The sequence below is a fragment of the Rhizobium sp. SRDI969 genome (assembly GCF_025152725.1).
GTDB classification, from domain to species: Bacteria; Pseudomonadota; Alphaproteobacteria; order Rhizobiales; family Rhizobiaceae; genus Rhizobium; species Rhizobium leguminosarum_I.
Genome location: NZ_CP104035.1, coordinates 2,288,852 through 2,307,306, shown reverse-complemented (window position 1 = coordinate 2,307,306; position 18,455 = coordinate 2,288,852). Strand labels below are relative to the sequence as shown.

The 18,455-nt window shown below is 61.7% G+C and carries 17 protein-coding genes; 10 read left to right on the top strand and 7 right to left on the bottom strand.

The window, feature by feature from the left end; genetic code table 11:
- Positions 1-11 precede the first annotated feature (11 nt).
- Positions 12-785, bottom strand: a complete 774-nt coding sequence (locus tag N2A41_RS11580) for a transporter substrate-binding domain-containing protein (RefSeq protein WP_017964604.1) — start codon at positions 783-785, stop codon at positions 12-14.
- Between the two features lie 330 nt (positions 786-1,115).
- Here N2A41_RS11580 and N2A41_RS11575 point away from each other — a divergent pair, with 330 nt between their 5' ends.
- Positions 1,116-3,344, top strand: a complete 2,229-nt coding sequence (locus N2A41_RS11575) for an OmpA family protein (RefSeq protein WP_260110986.1) — start codon at positions 1,116-1,118, stop codon at positions 3,342-3,344.
- Between the two features lie 87 nt (positions 3,345-3,431).
- Here the strand turns inward: N2A41_RS11575 and N2A41_RS11570 are convergent, their stop codons facing one another.
- Together N2A41_RS11570 and N2A41_RS11565 are read right to left on the bottom strand one after the other, a co-directional pair.
- Positions 3,432-4,190, bottom strand: a complete 759-nt coding sequence (locus N2A41_RS11570; protein ID WP_260110985.1) for an alpha/beta fold hydrolase — start codon at positions 4,188-4,190, stop codon at positions 3,432-3,434.
- 54 nt (positions 4,191-4,244) lie between these two features.
- Positions 4,245-6,020 (bottom strand): cytochrome c biogenesis protein DipZ, encoded by a 1,776-nt coding sequence (locus N2A41_RS11565; RefSeq protein ID WP_260111044.1) that lies wholly within the window; start codon positions 6,018-6,020, stop codon positions 4,245-4,247.
- Positions 6,021-6,370: 350 nt separating this feature from the next.
- Between N2A41_RS11565 and N2A41_RS11560 the strand changes: the two genes are divergently transcribed.
- The 6 genes from N2A41_RS11560 to maiA all read left to right on the top strand — a co-directional run bounded on the left by N2A41_RS11560 (position 6,371) and on the right by maiA (position 11,094).
- On the top strand, positions 6,371-7,417 hold the full coding sequence (locus tag N2A41_RS11560; protein ID WP_260110984.1) for an alpha/beta fold hydrolase: 1,047 nt from the start codon (positions 6,371-6,373) through the stop codon (positions 7,415-7,417).
- 127 nt (positions 7,418-7,544) lie between these two features.
- Positions 7,545-8,285 (top strand): response regulator, encoded by a 741-nt coding sequence (locus N2A41_RS11555; RefSeq protein WP_260110983.1) that lies wholly within the window; start codon positions 7,545-7,547, stop codon positions 8,283-8,285.
- A complete protein-coding gene (locus tag N2A41_RS11550) occupies positions 8,282-9,604 on the top strand; it encodes an ATP-binding protein (RefSeq protein ID WP_260110982.1) in 1,323 nt (440 codons plus the stop codon). The genes N2A41_RS11555 and N2A41_RS11550 overlap by 4 nt, the downstream gene beginning before the upstream one ends.
- 190 nt (positions 9,605-9,794) lie before the next feature.
- A complete protein-coding gene (locus tag N2A41_RS11545; protein WP_260110981.1) occupies positions 9,795-10,211 on the top strand; it encodes an organic hydroperoxide resistance protein in 417 nt (138 codons plus the stop codon).
- Positions 10,212-10,277: 66 nt separating this feature from the next.
- On the top strand, positions 10,278-10,439 hold the full coding sequence (locus tag N2A41_RS11540; RefSeq protein ID WP_260110980.1) for a hypothetical protein: 162 nt from the start codon (positions 10,278-10,280) through the stop codon (positions 10,437-10,439).
- Positions 10,440-10,458: 19 nt separating this feature from the next.
- On the top strand, positions 10,459-11,094 hold the full coding sequence (gene maiA, locus N2A41_RS11535; protein WP_260110979.1) for a maleylacetoacetate isomerase: 636 nt from the start codon (positions 10,459-10,461) through the stop codon (positions 11,092-11,094).
- 90 nt (positions 11,095-11,184) lie between these two features.
- Here the strand turns inward: maiA and N2A41_RS11530 are convergent, their stop codons facing one another.
- Together N2A41_RS11530 and N2A41_RS11525 are read right to left on the bottom strand one after the other, a co-directional pair.
- Positions 11,185-12,174 carry an aldo/keto reductase gene (locus tag N2A41_RS11530; protein ID WP_260110978.1) on the bottom strand — a complete coding sequence of 330 codons (990 nt, stop codon included), beginning with the start codon at positions 12,172-12,174 and terminating at the stop codon, positions 11,185-11,187.
- A 14-nt stretch (positions 12,175-12,188) separates the two neighbouring features.
- Positions 12,189-12,584 (bottom strand): (R)-mandelonitrile lyase, encoded by a 396-nt coding sequence (locus N2A41_RS11525; RefSeq protein ID WP_260110977.1) that lies wholly within the window; start codon positions 12,582-12,584, stop codon positions 12,189-12,191.
- 120 nt (positions 12,585-12,704) lie between these two features.
- Between N2A41_RS11525 and N2A41_RS11520 the strand changes: the two genes are divergently transcribed.
- The 3 genes from N2A41_RS11520 to N2A41_RS11510 all read left to right on the top strand — a co-directional run bounded on the left by N2A41_RS11520 (position 12,705) and on the right by N2A41_RS11510 (position 17,360).
- Complete coding sequence (locus tag N2A41_RS11520) at positions 12,705-13,598, top strand: LysR family transcriptional regulator (RefSeq protein WP_260110976.1); 894 nt, start codon at positions 12,705-12,707, stop codon at positions 13,596-13,598.
- Between the two features lie 107 nt (positions 13,599-13,705).
- Positions 13,706-15,217 carry an ATPase domain-containing protein gene (locus N2A41_RS11515; RefSeq protein ID WP_017964592.1) on the top strand — a complete coding sequence of 504 codons (1,512 nt, stop codon included), beginning with the start codon at positions 13,706-13,708 and terminating at the stop codon, positions 15,215-15,217.
- Positions 15,192-17,360: a hybrid sensor histidine kinase/response regulator gene (locus N2A41_RS11510; RefSeq protein WP_260111043.1), complete on the top strand. Its 2,169-nt coding sequence runs from the start codon at positions 15,192-15,194 to the stop codon at positions 17,358-17,360. Before N2A41_RS11515 ends, N2A41_RS11510 begins: the two co-directional genes overlap by 26 nt.
- On the opposite strand, the gene mobB is transcribed toward N2A41_RS11510, so the two are convergent.
- Both mobB and mobA read right to left on the bottom strand, forming a co-directional pair.
- Positions 17,292-17,813: a molybdopterin-guanine dinucleotide biosynthesis protein B gene (gene mobB / locus N2A41_RS11505; RefSeq protein ID WP_260110975.1), complete on the bottom strand. Its 522-nt coding sequence runs from the start codon at positions 17,811-17,813 to the stop codon at positions 17,292-17,294. The two genes, N2A41_RS11510 and mobB, sit on opposite strands and share 69 nt — an antisense overlap.
- Positions 17,810-18,439: a molybdenum cofactor guanylyltransferase MobA gene (gene mobA, locus N2A41_RS11500; RefSeq protein ID WP_170255724.1), complete on the bottom strand. Its 630-nt coding sequence runs from the start codon at positions 18,437-18,439 to the stop codon at positions 17,810-17,812. Before mobA ends, mobB begins: the two co-directional genes overlap by 4 nt.
- Positions 18,440-18,455: the final 16 nt, after the last annotated feature.

Genomic DNA, 18,455 nt, shown 5'->3' with positions numbered 1-18,455 from the left:
TAACGATTTTCTTATTCGCCGTAAACGTCGAAGTCGAAGTACTTGTCCTGGATCTTCTTGTATTCACCGCTGGCGCGGATCGCAGCGATCGCCGTGTTCAGCTTTTCCTTCAACGGGTCGCCCTTGCGGATGGCAATACCTGCGCCGTTGCCGTTGATTTCCTTGTCGACCGGCAGGATCGTCAGGATCTTGCAGCAGGCGCCGGCGTCGGACTTGACCCATTCGGAAAGAACGACGACGTCGTCGATGACGGCGTCGACACGGCCGCTGGCAACGTCGAGCTTGTATTCGTCAGCAGTCGGATAGAGCTTGAGCTCGGTGTCGGCGAGATGCTTCTCGGCGTAGTTGGCGTGCGTCGTGGAGGTCTGCGCGCCGATCACCTTGCCCTTGAGGCCGGCGACGTCCGATATCGTCGAATCTTTCGGCACGGCAATGGCCGGCGGGGTGTTGTAGTACTTGTTTGAGAAGTCGACGAGCTTCAGACGCTCCGGCGTGATCGACATGGAGGAGACGATCATGTCGAACTTCTTGGCGTTGAGCGCCGGGATGATGCCATCCCAGTCGGTGCTGACGAAGGTGCATTCGGCCTTCATCTCAGCGCACAGCGCCTTGGTGATGTCGATGTCGAAGCCTTGGATCGTGCCGCTGGCGTCGACGAATTCGAAGGGCGGATAGGTCGAATCGGTGCCGATCACATATTTCTCGCCATCGGCCATGGCCGATCCGGCAAAAAGGGACATCGCCGCGATCGAGGCTGCCGCGAAGATACGGGTAGGGTTAAGCATGAGGATCCTCTCTGTTGGTAGCCGTCGCTCCTTTTTCTGTTGGGCTGACGGCGCAGTTCAACGGTGCTGAGACCGCCTTGCGGCGATAATCAGACTTTTTTTCATGGAATTGCAACACAAATCCCATCGCAATTGGGCGGTGCAAATAGCAGGGGAGATGAACGTCGGCAGACTGCAACATTCACGCGAGGTTAATCCGCGGCTTCCTAGAACTGGAACAAATCGGCGGCTCGGCGATTGCCATTTCGCCGTTCCGCCTCATTGCGACGTTAGGGGCGGAAGCAGGGCCTGTCGGCCTTCAGGAAGCTCAAACAGGATCGAGGAAACCCGATGGGCAAGAAATCAAGTTTGTTTGCGAGCGCAGCCTTCCCGCTGCTATCCCTCTCGCTGGCGCTGCAGCCGGCATCGGCAATGGCCGCCGCGCGCGACGTCACGACTCAGGCTCAGTCCGTACGGCAAGTCGAGCAAGGCAGTTTCGAGGTGGCGCAGGATGCGCCACAGGATGCGCCTTCCGAGGAGGAGTTGCTGAAGAAGAAGCGCAAGCAGAAGGAAGAGGCTCCGGCCGAAAAGGCGCCGGCCGCCGAGCAGCCGAAGGAGGCGCCCGCCGAGAAGCCGAAGGCCGAGCGCAAGGAGGCGCCGGCGCCCGAACCCAAGGCAGAGCCGGAACCGCCGAAGGCCGAAGCGCCGAAGGAAAAACCCGCCCCGCAGGCCGAAAGCAAACCCGAGCGGAAGGCCAAGCAGGAAGCCCAACCCGAGGCCAAGCCGGAGGCCGCGCCGCAGCAGGAGCAGCCGGTAACGCAGGAGAAGCCGAGAAAGCCGAAGAAGCAGGCCGAGCCGGAGGTTCAGCCGCAGCCCGAACAGCAGCCGGCGGCAAAGGAAGCGCAGCCGGAGACGGAGCAGGCGCAGCCGGAAGCCAAGCCGGAAGGCGGCAAGCGGGCCAAAGGGCAGGACAAGGCCCAAGGCAAGGATAAAGGCAAGGGCAAGGCCGAGACTGCGGCTCCCGAAGCCGTGACGCCGGCCGAGGAGCAGGCCAAACCCGAAGTCAAGCCGGAGGCAAAACCCGCCGCCGAAGCACCGGCTGAGAAGAAGCCGGGAAAGGGCGAAACGGCAGTACCCGCGGCTAAGCCGACCGAAGGCAAGGCAACTGAAGATAAGGCAACCGAAGGCAAGCCGACCGAAGGCAAGCCGACCGAAGATAAGGCGGCGGTACCAGAGGCCGCACCCGCCGAAAAGCCGAAGGACGGCACCGCGGCAAAGCCTGCCGGTCAACAGCCCGCCGGCGAACAGCCGGCTGCGCCCGCGACTGACACTGCGCAGCCACTGCCCGATGCCAAGGGCGGCCAGCAGGTGGAGCAGGCCATTCCGGCGCCGGAAAAGGTTTCACCCGAAGAGCTGGAGCGCCGCAAGAAGATTGCTGCGGATCCGGCCAAGAGCAACGAGACCGTCGTGCTGCCGGTCGAAAACGGTGCGGCGGTGCTCGACAGCGACAAGGATGCCGACCGCAGCAAGGGCCGGGAAGGGCGCCGCGACCGCGACAAGATGCGCGCCGAGACCCAGGAGGTGAAAATGCCGACCTCGGATGCGGATGCTCAGGCCGCCACCGGCGCCAAAGCGCCGGCGCCGGTCAAGCTCGAAGCGGTGACCAGCGAGAAGGGCAGAAAGCTTGAAGAGCGACCGCAATTCGTCCGTCCTGACGGCGCGCAGGTCAGCGACAGCCATGACGACAACCGCGTCATCATCCAGTACGCCAACAGGACGATCGTGCGCGGCGACGACGACAGGCGCTTCCTGCGCGACGGCGAGCGGCCGAGCTACGAGGAGCTTTCGGGCGACCGCTACCGCGAGACGATCACGCGGCCGGAGGGTTACCGCATCGTAACGATCCGCAACCGCTACGGCGACATCATTCAGCGGTCGCGCGTCGACGCCCGCGGGCGCGAGCATGTGCTCTATTATTCGCAGGACCTCTACGACGATCCGGACCGCGACTATTTCGAGGATCCGGGTGCCGACCTGCCGCCGATGCGGCTGCGCGTGCCACTCAACGATTACATCATCGATACTCGCAGTGACCCGGACCGGGATTATTACGAGTTCCTGAGCGAGCCGCCCGTCGAGCCGGTGGAGCGTGTCTACTCGCTTGACGAGGTGAAGTATTCGGCCCGTATTCGCGACAAGGTGCGCCGCATCGACCTCGACACGATCACCTTCGCGACCGGTAGCGCCGATATCCCGATGACGCAGGCGCGCACCCTGCGCAAGGTTGCCGACGCGATCAGCCAGGTGCTGAAAAAGGATCCGAGCGAAACCTTCCTGATTGAGGGTCATACGGATGCCGTCGGAACCGATCAGAGCAACCTAGTCCTCTCCGACCAGCGGGCGGAATCGGTCGCGAACGTCCTCTCCGACGTCTACGGCATCCCGCCGGAGAACTTGGCGACCCAGGGCTATGGCGAGCAATATCTGAAGGTCAACACGTCAGGCCCCGAACAGGAAAATCGCCGCGTCACCATCCGCCGCGTGACGGCGCTGGTTCGGCCGGTGGCTGCCAACCAGTAAATATCGTTGCCCCTCTCCATTAAGGGGAGGGGCATTCCGTCCTTGCGTCTCTTCTTCCGATCGGTGATCGGAAGTCAGATGTGCGGGTCACTCGCCAGCTTGCTTGGCGGCCGTTTCAATGGCGTCGGCGACCTTTTCCGGCTGCGATGCGAAGACGGCGTGGCTTGCCTTTATTTCAGTCACGTCGCTTCCGGCACGTTTTGCCATGTCGCGTTCCAGCTCGGGGTTGATGGAGCGATCCTCGGTGGCGACGATCGACCAGCTTTTCTTCGTCCTCCATGCCGGCTGAGTGATCTTGGCGGAGAATGCCTGCTCTGCGGCGAAGACCTGTGACTTTGCCATGAAATCGGCTTCGGCTTGCGGAAGGTCGGCTGCGAAATCCGCGGCGAAGGCGCCCGGATCGAGATAGAGATATTTGCCGTCCTTCGTTTCCTTTATATCCATGCTGCCCGCGGGCTTCGAGCTGGCGAGGCTGAGCAGGCTTTCGCCCTTGTCGGGCTGGAATGCCGCGACATAGACCAGGCCCGCGACGGCGGGATCGTTGCCGGCTTCTGTGATGACAATGCCGCCGTAGCTGTGGCCGACGAGCAGGACCGGTCCGTCCTGAAGGTCGAGGACCCGCTTGGTCGCCGCCACATCGTCGTCGAGCGAGGTGATGGGCTGCTGGACGATGGTGACGTTGAAGCCGCGCTTCTCGAGAATCTTCGTCGCCTTGCGCCATCCCGAGCCATCGGCCAGCGCGCCGTGGACGATCACGATGTTCTTGACCGCGGCAGCCTCTGCTGCGAACGCGATGGCGGTGGTGGCAAATGCAAGCGCTGCAGTGAAAAGAAGACGTTTGTACATGACTATCACTCCTTTGGTCATTGTTGATGATCGGGATATTGATGCGTTTCAGGTTCAGCCGAATGTGAAGGCGTAAGCCTGCACGCCGGGATCGAGGAAGCGGATCTCGAAGTTGCGGGCGGCGACCGTGCCGGACTGGCGGACGAGTTGATAAAGCCTCGTCGCGGTCACGGTGCCATTGCCGTCGGCATCGATGTCGGAGCCGTGGTCGGGTCCTGGCGCCTTGCTGTCGATCTTCACCTGGAAGCGGATCGGCTTGTCGCCGGCACCAGGGCCAAGAACGAGATGCAGATCGCGGGCGCTGAAGCGATAGGTGATGCCGCCGCCCGGCTGATCAAGCGTCGCCTGATCCCGGCCGACGATCCAGGTTCCGGACAGGCCCCAGCCATTGAGGCCGGGGTCGGCAATTGAATAGTTGTGCGCTATGTCTGCCTGCAGCCCTTCGGGAGAGGCGAAGTTCGCCGCCTGTTGGTAGCCGAGATAGGTTTCGCCGGAGCGGATATTGCCGAGATCAGGACCTGCTTCCACGCCCTTGGCGTCCGGCACGACCGGCGCACTTGCCGTCGTTTGGCTGCCGGCTTCGCGCAGAAGGTCCTGAATGGCCTTTTCGGTCCTGTTGTAATTGCCTTCGCCGAAATGGTGGTAGCGGATCTGGCCCTTGGCATCGATCAGGTAGGCGGCAGGCCAGTAACTGTTTTCGAAGGCGCGCCAAATGCTGTAGTCATTGTCGATCGCAACGGGATAGCCGATCTGGAAGTCGCCGATCGCCTTCTTGACGTTGTCGATCTTCTTCTCGAAGGCAAATTCCGGGGCGTGGACGCCGATCACCACGAGACCCTGATCCGCATATTTTTCGGCCCAGGCCCTGACATAGGGGATGGTACGAATGCAGTTGATGCAGGAATAGGTCCAGAAGTCGACGAGCACGACCTTGCCTCGCAGCTGTTCCGTGGTGAGAGGCTCAGAGTTCAGCCATTCGACCGCGCCGTCGAGCGAAGGGGCGGAGCCTTCGACGGGCAAGTCGCTACGAAAGGGCTTCTTCGCGTCAGCTGCGGCGATCATCACCTCGTTGCTCGCCAGCTCGGAAGATGGGCCACTGAGCGGCTTTGTATGCAGCCTGTCGAGCACGGCCTGTTCCAGCGATGCGGTGCTGGCATAGGAGAGCCGGGCGAGCAGGCTGGTATCGAGGCCGAGCGCGATGACGGCGACGCCCGCCAGCACGGCAGCGCCGAGTACCTGGCGAATCCGGTCGCCAAACCCGAGGGAGCGCTTCATGGCGGCAAAGAGCTTGCCGCCGACAATCAGGGCGACCGCAAGCGAACTCGCAGCACCAGCGGCATAAGCGATCAGCAGCAAGGTCGTTTGCAGATTGGCGCCCTGCAATGCAGCTCCGGTGAGCACGAGGCCAAGGATCGGACCGGCGCAGGGGCCCCACAGGAGGCCGGTGGCGACGCCCAGAAGAAGCGCGCTCTTCACTGTTGGGGTGCCGCGCCCGCCGCCGGTGGCGTTCATAAGATTGTTGCCAAGATCGACGACTGGCCGGGCAAGCGTGCTTGCGATGCGCGGAGAAAGCAAGCTCGCGCCAAAGAGCGCAAGCAGGACAATGGCGGCAAGGCGGCCATATTCGTTGGCGCGAATGGCCCAGCTGCCGCCGACTGCGGCCAGTGTGGCGACCAGCGCGAAGGTGGTGGCCATGCCCGCCAGCATCGGCAGCGTACTTCTGACGAAGGGCTGCCCGGCGCGGGCGAAGACGAAGGGGAGGATGGGGAGGATGCAAGGGCTGAGGATCGTCAGCGCGCCTCCGAGATAGGCAATGATCAGAAGTGTCATCATCGTTTCCTTTGAAACCGATTGATCGGGCTCTGGACGGCGATGGGGCCTGAACCAGCAACGGCGGGGATATGGCCGGTGTGAAGTATCCCCGATGTGTCCGGCTTTGCGGGAAAATGTACCGAAGTGTCGGGGTAGGGCGGCGGCGATACAAAGCGATACAAACTGCCGCAGTGGGGACGAAACGGCTGCGGCTAACGCGACCACTTGCTGAAGCAGCGCAATTGTATCGGAATGTATCCAGGCGGCCGGAAGCTACATCCGCATTCAAAAAACGGTTGCTTGCGACATATCGGGGATACAAGTAGAGCGCTTTTTCGCGACCGTGATCCATTCGACAGGAGAGACCGATGTCAGAGCAAGTCAATTATCACCGCCGCCGTTTCTTCGGCATGACGGCAGTCGCCCTTGCGGCGGTCGAGTTCGGCGTGGCCGGCACGGCCGCCGCCCAGTCGGCGCCCGCCGCATCCCTGCCTGATGTAAAGGCCGGAACCAACACGTCCTTCGAAGCGCTGAAACAGGTCAAGGCAGGTGTGCTCGACATCGGCTATGCCGAGGCGGGGAAGGCGAATGGCCCTGTCGTATTGCTGCTGCATGGTTGGCCCTATGACATCTACAGTTTCGTCGATGTCGCACCGCTGCTTGCCTCGGCAGGCTACAGGGTGATTGTGCCTTATCTGCGCGGTTACGGGACGACGCGCTTCCTGGACGACGGCACACCTCGCAACGGCCAGCCGTCAGCGCTCGCCGCCGATATGATCGCGCTTCTCGATGCGCTCGATATCGAGAAGGCCGTGATTGCCGGTTACGACTGGGGCGGGCGGACCGCCAATATCATGGCGGCGCTCTGGCCCGAGCGCTGCAAGGCGATGGTTTCGGTGAGCGGGTACCTGATCGGCAGCCAGGAGGCCAACAAGAAGCCGCTTCCACCGAAGGCCGAACTTGCCTGGTGGTACCAGTTCTATTTCGCCACCGAACGCGGTCGTCAGGGATACGAGAGCAACACCCATGATTTCGCAAAACTTATCTGGCAAACGGCATCGCCGAAGTGGAACTTCGACGATGCGACATTCGACAGATCGGCCGCTGCCTTCGACAATCCCGACCACGTCGCCATCGTCATTCACAATTATCGCTGGCGCCTGGGGCTTGTCGAAGGTGAGGCCAAGTACGATGCCTACGAGACGACGCTCGCCGCAACGCCTGTCATTTCGGTGCCGACCATCACCATGGAGGGCGATGCAAACGGCGCACCGCATCCCGAGCCTTCCGCTTATGCCGGAAAATTCTCCGGCAAATACGAGCATCGCACGATCGGCGGCGGCATCGGCCATAACCTGCCTCAGGAAGCGCCGCAGGCTTTTGCGCAGGCGGTCATAGACGTCGATCGCTTCTGAGATCGGCGGGGCCGGTCGCAGAGCCTCGTTGCTCCGGCCGGCGGAATATGCGTAGCTCGCGTCTGTCGCTTCGGCCGGGAACGAAGCGACCGGCGCGGCCGCCTCTATCGTTGGGGAATAGGGAAATATGGATCATGTCGATCATATCCTGATCGTCGATGACGATCGCGAAATCCGCGAGCTGGTATCGGGCTATCTTGAGAAGAACGGGTTGCGCACAAGCGTTGCCGCGGACGGGCGGCAGATGCGCAGTTTTCTCGAAGCCAATGCCGTTGACCTGATCGTGCTCGATGTGATGATGCCCGGTGACGACGGGCTGGTGCTCTGCCGCGAGCTTCGCGCCGGCCGGCACAAGGCGATCCCGATCCTGATGCTAACGGCTCGCACCGATGAGATGGACAGGGTCCTCGGGCTGGAAATGGGCGCCGACGACTATCTTCCCAAGCCCTTTGCTGCGCGTGAGCTTCTTGCCCGCGTCAAAGCAGTGCTGCGGCGGACGCGGATGCTGCCGCCCAACCTGCAGATCAGCGAGGCCGGACAGTTGCTGACTTTTGGTGCTTGGCAGCTCGATACGGTCGCGCGGCATCTCCTCGACAGGGAAGGGACGGCGATTGCGCTGAGCGGCGCCGAATACCGTCTGCTTCGCGTCTTCATCGATCATCCGCAGCGGGTTCTCAATCGCGACCAGCTTCTCAGCCTGACACAGGGTCGCGACGCCGATCTCTTTGATCGCTCGATCGATCTCCTGGTCAGCCGCCTTCGTCAGCGGCTGGGCGACGATGCGCGCGAACCGACCTACATCAAGACGGTGCGCAGCGAAGGCTATGTGTTTTCGGTTCCGGTCGAAATATCGGAGCCGCGCCAATGAAGGCAGCGATACCCTCGCTTTCGGGTCTGACGTGGCCGCGCACATTGCGATCGCGGATCTTCCTGATCCTGCTGATCGGGCTGGCGCTTGCCTACGGTCTGTCCTTCAGTGTGCTCTATATGGAGCGGTACATGTCGGCCAAGGCGGTGATGCTCGGCACGCTGGAAAACGACGTGGCAACATCGATTGCCGTTCTCGATCGGCTTCCGCCCGGCGAGCGTGGCGATCTGCTCGACCGGCTGAGCCGCGGCAACTATCGTTTCGTGCTCGGACCCGGCCTTCCCGGCGTGCCTGACACGTCAAGCAAAGGGGCGGAAATCTCAGGAAAGATTGAGGAGGCCATCGGGCACCGCTTTCCGATCCGGATCGAGCGAATTCCTGGCGATGTGAACCGACTGCAGGCACATCTGACGCTGAGCGACGGAAGCCCCTTGACGATCGACGTCACGCCGAAGGGCGTCATGCCGATCGCCGCGTGGCTGCCTTATGTCTTCGTCGTCCAGATGGCGCTGCTCATCCTCTGCACGTGGTTTGCGGTTCGCCAGGCGATCCGGCCGCTCGGCGAGCTTACCGCCGCCGCCGATGCCCTTGACCCGAACAAGGACGGCCCGGCTTTGAGTGAGGCGGGGCCGACCGAGGTCGCGCATGCGGCAAGGGCGTTCAACGCAATGCGGGAGAGGATCGCCCATTACCTCGAAGAGCGCGTCCAGATCCTGGCGGCAATCTCGCATGACCTGCAGACGCCGATCACCCGCATGCGGCTGCGCGCCGACATGGCAGAGGATTCGCCTGACAAAGAAAAGCTGGTGCATGATCTCGGCGAGATCCAGCGCCTCGTCCAGGACGGCATTGCCTATGCGCGCAGCGCGCACGGCAACGGCGAGAAGAGCGCCCGCATCGATCTCGCCTCGTTCATCGACAGCATAGCCTATGACTACCAGGATACTGGAAAGGCCGTCACCGTCGTCGGCCTGGTTCAGGGTGCTGCCTTTACCAAGCCGCATGCTCTTCGCCGTATCCTGTCGAACTTCATCGACAATGCGCTGAAGTTTGCCGGCGCCGCCGAGATCGGCGTCGAGCGCAACCCAGAAAACGATATCATCATCACTGTCATGGACCGCGGGCCTGGAATCCCCGACGATATGCTCAAGGCTGCCATGCAGCCATTCTTCCGGCTGGAGCAATCCCGAAACCGGGAGACCGGCGGCACCGGTCTCGGTCTTGCGATCGCCCAGCAGCTGACGGCCAAGATCGGTGGGTCGCTCAGGCTCTATAATCGCGCCGGCGGCGGTCTGGCGGCGGAAGTCACCATTCGTTGACGTCGGCGGTCACCGCAAAAATTCGAGATGTTGTATGCAAGGATGTCTTCGATATCGGATGCTACGTTTTGTGACATTTCGGGCAATTTCGGAAACATGGCGGATATATCCGTCGGTCAAACAACACTCCGTCAACCCGGCCGCGCACCGCGCCCAGTCGCGTCCAGCGACGCAACACAAGGAGTGTTCCATGACAAAGATCGATAAGGTTCTCTATACCGGCAAGACCCACACGACAGGCGGGCGCGACGGCGCGTCGCATAGCGATGACGGCCAGCTTGATATCAAGCTTTCGCCTCCGGGCAGCAACCGTGCCGGCACCAATCCGGAACAGCTTTTCGCCGCCGGCTGGTCTGCCTGCTTTATCGGCGCGATCGGCATTGCCGCCGGCAAGCTGAAGGTCAAGCTTCCTGCTGATGCCGCCGTCAACGCCGAGGTCGATCTCGGGGTGACCGACGGCGACTATTTCCTACAGGCTCGCCTCAAGGTCAGCCTGCCGGGCATGGAAGCGGATCTGGCAAGGGCGCTTGTGGATGAAGCGCACCGGACCTGCCCCTATTCGAAAGCAACCCGCGGCAATATCAATGTCGAATTGAGCATTGCCTGACAGATGGGATCGATCGCCAAAAGGAAACATGACGAGGCCGGTCGGGCCTCGTCAATGGAGGAGCCAATGAGACTGATGATCATCTGCATTCTGGGGGCGACGATTTTCGCAGCGCCCTGCATCTACGATGTAAGCTCACAGGAGCCGTCGCCGCTTGCCGGCCTCGTGACGGCGGCATCCGCAGCTTCATCCTCTGCGGAGCAGCCGCCGCTCCAGCTGCTCTTTTAGATCACCAGGGAGAAAGACAGTGAAACTCTATCAGAACGAAATTTCCTCGGCGACATCTCGAGTTCGCATCGCACTCGCCCTGAAAGGACTGACGGCCGAAGCGCTGCCGGTCAGCATCCTCGGCGAAGATTCCGAGAGCCGGCAAGCCGGATATCGCAGTATCAATCCGCAGGGGCTCGTGCCCGCCTTGCTGACGGATGGCGGCGTTCTCCTCACCCAGTCACTGGCGATCGTCGAATATCTCGATGAGCTTCAGCCTAGACCGCCATTGCTGCCTGATACAGCGGAAGATAGGGCGCTGGCGCGGTCGATCGCGCTTGCGATCACAGCCGAAATCCATGCGCTGTTGCCGCCACGCATCGGCCTGCATCTTCGCGCCACGTTCCAGGCTGATGCCGATGCCATCATCGCCTGGGATCGTCATTGGGTGGGCGAGGGAATGGCGGCTGTCGAGACGATGATCGCCGGTCGCAGGCAAGGGGTCTTCGCCGTCGGCGATCGCCCGAGCATTGCCGATATCTTCCTGTTCCCGCAGTCGATCGGCGCCCGTCGCCTCGGCTTCGATCTCACCCGATGGCCCAATATCGCCGAGATTGTCGCCAAGCTGGAGGCGATACCGGCTTTTCGGGATAATGCGCCGGCACCGAGACGATGATGCAATCGATGAAGAAGCGGCCGCAGGTGACTGTGGCCGCTCGCTTCTCGCTTTCGATGAGATATCGCTCTGACGGTCTTTCGGCCGCTTTCAGCGGTCGACCCTTGCCTGCAGATGCGCGGGATAACGATCGCCCTCCACCTTGATCGTGGCGAGTGCGCTTTGGATGCTACGGAGATCCTCGGCCGTCAGTTCCACCTCGGCCGCCTGGATATTCTCCTCGAGGCGATGCAGTTTGGTGGTGCCGGGGATCGGTACGATCCAGGGCTTCTGCGCCAGCAGCCATGCGAGAGCGACCTGGGCGGAGGTGGCCTTCTTGCGCGCGGCAATCTCCGCGAGGAGATCGACGAGCACCTGGTTGGCCTTTCGCGCCTCCTGGGAAAAGCGCGGCACGATGTTGCGGAAGTCTTTGCTGTCGAAGGTGGTGGTCTCGCTGATCGCGCCCGTGAGGAAGCCCTTGCCAAGTGGGCTGAAGGGCACGAAACCGATGCCAAGTTCTTCGAGTGTCGGCAGGATCTCCTGCTCGGGCTCGCGCCACCACGGTGAATATTCGCTCTGTAACGCCGCCACCGGCTGGACGGTATGGGCGCGGCGGATCGTCCGGGCGCCTGCTTCCGAGAGGCCGAAATGCTTGACTTTGCCTTCCGCGATCAGTGCCTTGACCGCGCCGGCGACATCCTCGATCGGAACATCGGGGTCGACGCGATGCTGGTAGAAGAGATCGATGACATCGGTCTTCAAACGCTTCAGCGCCTGGTCGGCCACCGCGCGGATCTGTTCCGGCCGGCTGTTCATGCCGCTTTGGCCGCCATTGGCATCGAAGTTGAAACCGAATTTCGTGGCGATCACCACCTCCTCACGGAAGGGGGAGAGCGCCTCTCCCAGAAGCTCTTCGTTCTTATAGGGGCCATAGGCCTCGGCCGTGTCGAAGAAGGTCACGCCGCGTTCGAACGCTCGCCGGATCAGTGCTGTCGCTTCCTGAATATCCGTCGCCGGGCCATAACCATAACTCAGCCCCATGCAGCCGAGACCGATGGCCGAGACTTGAAGTCCGCTCTTTCCGAGTTCACGCTTCTGCATAGACGTTTCCTTTTCTAACCTTCGTATTGCGTGTCGGTGACATGCTCCATCCAGTCGACGACCTTGCCGTCGAGCTGTTCCTGGATGGCGATATGGGTCATTCCCGTCGTCGGCGATGCGCCATGCCAATGGCGTTCACCCGGTGCGAACGAGACGACGTCGCCGGCGCGGATCTCCTCGACAGGGCCGCCTTCGCGCTGCACGCGACCGAAGCCCGATGTGACGATCAGTGTCTGGCCGAGCGGATGGGCGTGCCAGGCGGTGCGGGCTCCGGGCTCGAAGGTGACGCTGGCGCCAGCCGCGCGTGCCGGGCTGGTCACCGCAAACAGCGGGTCGACACGCACGCCGCCGGTAAACCAATCGGCTGGTCCCTTGGCTGAAGGCTGCGAACCGCTTCGCTTGATATCCATCTTTGTCGTCCTTTCGATGTCGGGGCGGACATGTCCACTCGAGTAGCAAGGTATTTAGCGCGTGCGCCTGGTCGAGATTAGATGGTATAAACGGCAAGAACCCATGAGAAAGTTTCATAAATGCCGCGCCCCGTCGTCAATGACCTCATCGCCTTCCTCGCCGTCGCGCGCGCTCAAAGCTTCACCAAAGCGGCGGGCAAGCTGGGTGTGTCGCAATCGGCACTCAGCCACACCATCCGCGGGCTCGAGGAGCGGCTTGGACTGCGATTGCTGACACGCACGACGCGCAGCGTCGCGCCGACGGAGGCCGGCGAACGCCTGCTCCTCTCCATCGGGCCGCGGCTCGACGAGATCGAGAGCGAGCTGGCTGCCTTGAGCGCGTTGCGGGAGAAACCGGCAGGCACGATTCGCATCAATGCCGGCGAGCATGCGGCGGATGCTGTCCTCTGGCCCGCCTTGGAAACGCTCTTGCCCGATTATCCCGATCTCAATGTCGAGATCATCGTCGACTACGGTCTGACTGACATCGTCGCCGAGCGTTACGATGCGGGGGTGCGGCTTGGAGAACAGGTGGCGAAAGACATGATCGCGGTGCGTGTCGGCCCCGACATGCGCATGGCCGTGGTCGGCGCTCCGGCCTATTTCGACACCAGGCCAAAGCCGATGACGCCGCAGGACCTCACGGATCACAATTGCATCAATCTGCGTCTGCCGACCTATGGCAGCGTTTATGCCTGGGAGTTCGAGAAGGACGAGCGCGAACTTAGGGTTCGCGTCGAAGGGCAATTGGTTTTCAACAATATAGCGCTGCGGCTGAACGCAGTACTGGCAGGCATGGGGCTCGCCTACATGCCGGAGGACTTGGTCGAGGCACATCTTGCCGACGGGCGGCTGGTGCGAGTCCTCGAAGATTGGTGCCCACCGTTTTCCGGCTATCATCTCTACTATCCGAGCCGCAGACATACGTCGCCGGCATTCGCCCTCGTCGTCGATGCGCTTCGATATCGGGGTTAGATCGCCGATCCCAGCCCCGGATCAGCACGTCGGGATCATACGAGCTTGACTATTTGACATTCCGTCGGTCGCCACTAATTCCCGGTATAAACCGAAGGAAACAATGAATGAATACTGCGATACCTGCCATGAAAGCCCGGACTGGAGTGTCCGGTTTGGACACAATTCTGGCAGGGGGCCTTTCGCCAGGGCACGTGTTTCTCCTGGAGGGAAATCCAGGGGCGGGCAAGACAACGATTGCGCTGCAGTTCCTGATCGAGGGTGCGCGGCTTGGCGAGCAGGGGCTCTACGTCACCCTTTCCGAAACCGAGAGTGAACTCCGCGCCGGTGCCGCATCGCACGGCATGGTGATCGACGGCAATATCGAGGTCTTCGAGGTCGTGCCTCCGGAAAGCCTGCTGGATGCCGACCAGCAGCAGAGCCTGCTTTATTCATCAGACCTAGAACTCGGAGAGACGACAAAGGAGATCTTTGCCGCTTTCGAGCGGATTAAGCCAAGTCGCGTGGTTCTCGACAGCCTGTCGGAGATAAGGCTTCTAGCTCAAAGCTCGCTGCGCTACCGCCGCCAGATCCTTGCGCTCAAACACTACTTTGCCCGGCAGGGGGCGACAGTCCTTTTGCTCGATGATCTGACGTCCGACGTGCTTGATAAAACTGTGCATAGCGTCGTTCACGGAGTCATCCATCTTGAGGAGATGGCGCCGAGCTATGGCGCTGAGCGCCGCCGCCTCAGGATCACGAAATACCGTGGGCAAGCTTTCCGCGGCGGTTTCCACGATTTCACCATTCAAACTGGCGGCGTCGTTGTCTTTCCACGTCTCGTCGCCGCCGAACATCGCTCGAGTTATGTCCGCGACGAGTTATCCTCAAATATTCCGGAACTGGACCTCCTATTAGGCGGTGGGTTGGAGAGAGGTTCCAGTACGCTTATCCTCGGTCCATCCGGTACCGGTAAGAGTACTTTCTCATTCCAATTCTTGGTCGCGGCTGTTGCGCGTGGCGAGAGAGCGGCGGCCTTCATCTTCGACGAAGAGCTTGGCCTGCTTTTTACGCGGCTCAAGGCGCTCGGAATCGATCTCGAGACGCTCAGGAGCAGCGGCCTAATTCACATTGAACAGCTCGACGCCGCTGAACTGTCACCAGGTGAATTCGCGCATCGCGTGCGCGAGTGCGTGGACGAGTCGAATGCCAAGACCGTCATCATCGATAGCATCAACGGCTATCAAGCATCCATGCCGGATGAAAATTCGCTGATCCTTCACATGCATGAGTTGCTTCAATATTTGAACAGGCAAGGCGCCAATACCTTCCTTACCGTTGCACAGCATGGGCTTGTCGGCGACATGAAGGCGCCTGTCGACGTGACCTATCTTGCGGACACAGTCATACTGCTGCGCTACTTCGAGGCTGCGGGGAAGGTGCGGCGAGCGGTCTCGGTGATCAAGAAGAGAACTGGGCTGCATGAGGATACAATCCGAGAGTATCGTATCAACAGTTCCGGGCTGACGTTCGGGGATCCTCTGGTCGGGTTCCAAGGTGTGCTTCGCGGCGTTCCCGAATTTGTTACCGGCGCAGAGCCACTCCTATCGACTGATGGCGGGGGTCGCGGCAATTCCTAACTCCGTAAAGCCGAAAGCATTGATCTATGCTCCCGCCGGACGCGATGCCCAGGTGGCGGTATCGCTAATCGAAGAAGCCGGCCTATCATCGATTGCGGCTGCCGACCTGAATGTCTTTGCCTCTTCACTGAAAGATGACATCGCACTTGGCGTGCTGACCGAAGAGGCCGTTCGCTGGAGCGATTTGAAGCCGATTGCCGCCTGGGTGTCCGCCCAGCCAAGCTGGTCGGATCTGCCATTCATCGTGCTTACCACGCGCGGCGGCGGGCCTGAACGAAATCCGGCCGCTGCGAGGCTTTCCGAGGTTCTCGGCAATGTCACCTTCCTGGAAAGGCCGTTCCATGCGACCTCCTTCATCAGTATTGCGCGGACCGCATTAAAAGGGCGCCTGCGCCAATATGAGGCTCGAGCTCAGCTCGAGGCTTTGGCCGAGGGCGAGCGACGGCTGCAGACGGCGCTTGCAGCCGGTCGTCTTGGGGCGTGGGAGCTGGAGCTATCCTCGATGGCCTTATCAGCCTCGGCCACCTGCAAAGCGGTTTTCGGCCGCAGTCCGGATGAGGACGTCACACGCGACGACCTCATCGCAAGCATCCACCCCGACGACCGGGATCTTGTGCTGGAACGCCTGCGCCGGACGATTGATACTGGACGTGACTATTCGATCGAGCACAGGACGATCTGGCCGGATGGATCGCTGCATTGGACCGAGGTCCATGCGCAGCTCTATTCCGACAGATATGGTTCCGCCAGGAAACTCGTCGGCGTCTGCTCCGATACTACCGCCCGCAAGACCATCGAGGAAAATCTAAGACGGCTCAATGAAAACCTCGAAGAGCGTGTGCGGGAACGGACCAAAGAAGTTAACGCCGCTCACCAAACGCTGCTCGAGGAAGTCGCCCAGCGTGAAAGGGCCGAGGAGCAGCTTCGCCAATCGCAAAAGATGGAGGCGATCGGCCAGTTGACCGGCGGCGTTGCCCACGATTTCAACAATCTGCTAATGGTCGTTCTTGGAAATCTGGAGCTGCTCGGCAAGCATGTTGCCGGAGATGCCAAGGCGACGCGTCTGGTCGATGGGGCGCTTCAGGGGGCGCGGCGCGGGGCGGCGTTGACGCAACGGCTGCTGGCTTTTGCCAGACAGCAGGATCTGCAGGTCAAGCCCGTCGATCTGACCGAGCTGGTCTCCGGCATGAAAGACCTGCTGCGGCGCTCGGTTGGATCCTCGATCAGCATCGAAATCAATGTGCCGACAAGCCTGCCGCCGGCACTGGTCGATGCGAACCAGCTCGAATTGGCGCTGCTCAACCTGGCGGTCAATGCCCGCGATGCGATGCCGGACGGAGGGACGCTGTCCATCTCGCTGCGCGAGGAAAATGTTGCCGGCGATAAGGGTGATCTCGGCGAGGGCCCCTATCTTGTTTTGGCGGTGGCCGACTGCGGCACCGGCATGGACGCGGAGACCCTGAAGAAGGCCGTCGATCCGTTCTTCTCGACCAAGGAACTCGGAAAGGGCACGGGCCTGGGCTTATCGATGATCCATGGACTTGCCGTTCAGCTCAATGGCGCACTTCGTCTGACAAGCGAGCTTGGGGTGGGAACGACTGCGGAATTGTGGCTTCCGGCGACGGCCTGGCGAACAGAGGTGCTGGCCGAGTCGGAGGTGACTGTTGAGCAAGCCGCATCCAGACTGAAGATCCTCTTGGTCGATGACGACGCCTTGATCGCCATGAGTTCGGTCGACATGCTTGAAGATCTCGGCCACGAGGTCGTCGACGCAAATTCCGGCTCGCAGGCACTGGACCTGATCAGCAGCGGTCAGCATTTCGACCTTGTCATCTCTGACTATTCGATGCCTGGTATGACCGGCGCGCAGCTTGCCCAGGCCGCGCGGGACATTTATCCGGCGTTGCCGATCGTGCTGGCGACAGGTTACGCCGATCTTCCCTCTGGCACCGATATCGATCTACCGAGATTGGCAAAGCCCTATAATCAGGCTCAGCTCGCCAAGGAAATCGCCAAGGCGATGGCACGCGAAACGGCTCCGCTTCCTAGATCCGGCGGCGGCGACGCAGGTGGTTCAAAGCCTCGCCTGTCCAAGGCCAACGATGTCAGTGATGAAATCGGCGATGGCGCCTGTGTCGTCTAGATCGAAGACCGGCAGGGCCGTATCGGTTACGGCATGGTCGGCGGCGATGGCGCAGATATGGGGATCGCTCGGCGCCAGCGGTTCACGATTTGCGGCCTCCAGGCGGCGGGCCTCGATCTTCGGGATCGGCTCACGCTTGTAGCCTTCGATCAGCACGAGGTCGCAGGGGTCGAGGCGGGCGAGGATTTCCTCGAACTGAGGTTCAGGCGCGCCGCGCAGCTCGTGCATGATGGCGTAGCGGGTGCCGGAGACGATGGTGACCTCGTGGGCGCCGGCCTGGCGGTGGCGGTAGCTGTCGGCCCCGACCTTGTCGATGTCGAAATCATGATGGGCGTGCTTGATCGTCGAGATCTTGTAGCCGCGGCGGGTGAACTCCGTCACCAGCCGGACGGCGAGACCCGTCTTGCCCGAGTTCTTCCAGCCGGCGATGCCGAAGATTTTCGGTGCGGTCATGCGCGAAGGGCCTCCAGCCAGCGTTCCGCCTCGACGAGATCGTCAGGCGTGTTGATGTTGAAGAAGGGATCGAGCAGGCTGGCACGGGTCGGATGCAGCGGAAACGCCACTTCCGTAACGTCATGCCGTAACAGGAAGTCGCGCACGCGGCGCTTCTCGTCAGTGGCGATCCAGGCTTCGAGATCGGCGGCCAGCGTCACTGGCCAGAGCCCGAAGACGGGATGGCTGCGGCCCTCGGAGGCGGCGATGGCGATCTGCGACGAGTGCTCGACCGCTGCCGCCAGCCGGGCGACGAGATCGGCCGGGAAGAACGGGCAATCCACCGAGACGGTGACGACATGGGTGATCGAGGGCAGGCTGGCGGCATAGACCATGGCCGCATGGATGCCGGCCATCGGTCCGGCCTTGCCGCGAATATAGTCGGGAACGACAGGCAGGTCCTCGGCGGCGGCATCGGCATTGACGGCAACGAGCAAAGCCTGCTGCGAGAGGCGGGTCAGCACATGGCGGAGCAGGCTCTCGGCCCCGAGCATCACGCCCGCCTTGTCGCGGCCCATGCGCTGCGAACGACCGCCGGCCAGCACAACGCCCGCTATATGAGATTTATCCAACGAGAATTCAGCCATCATCCTTCCTCAGCCA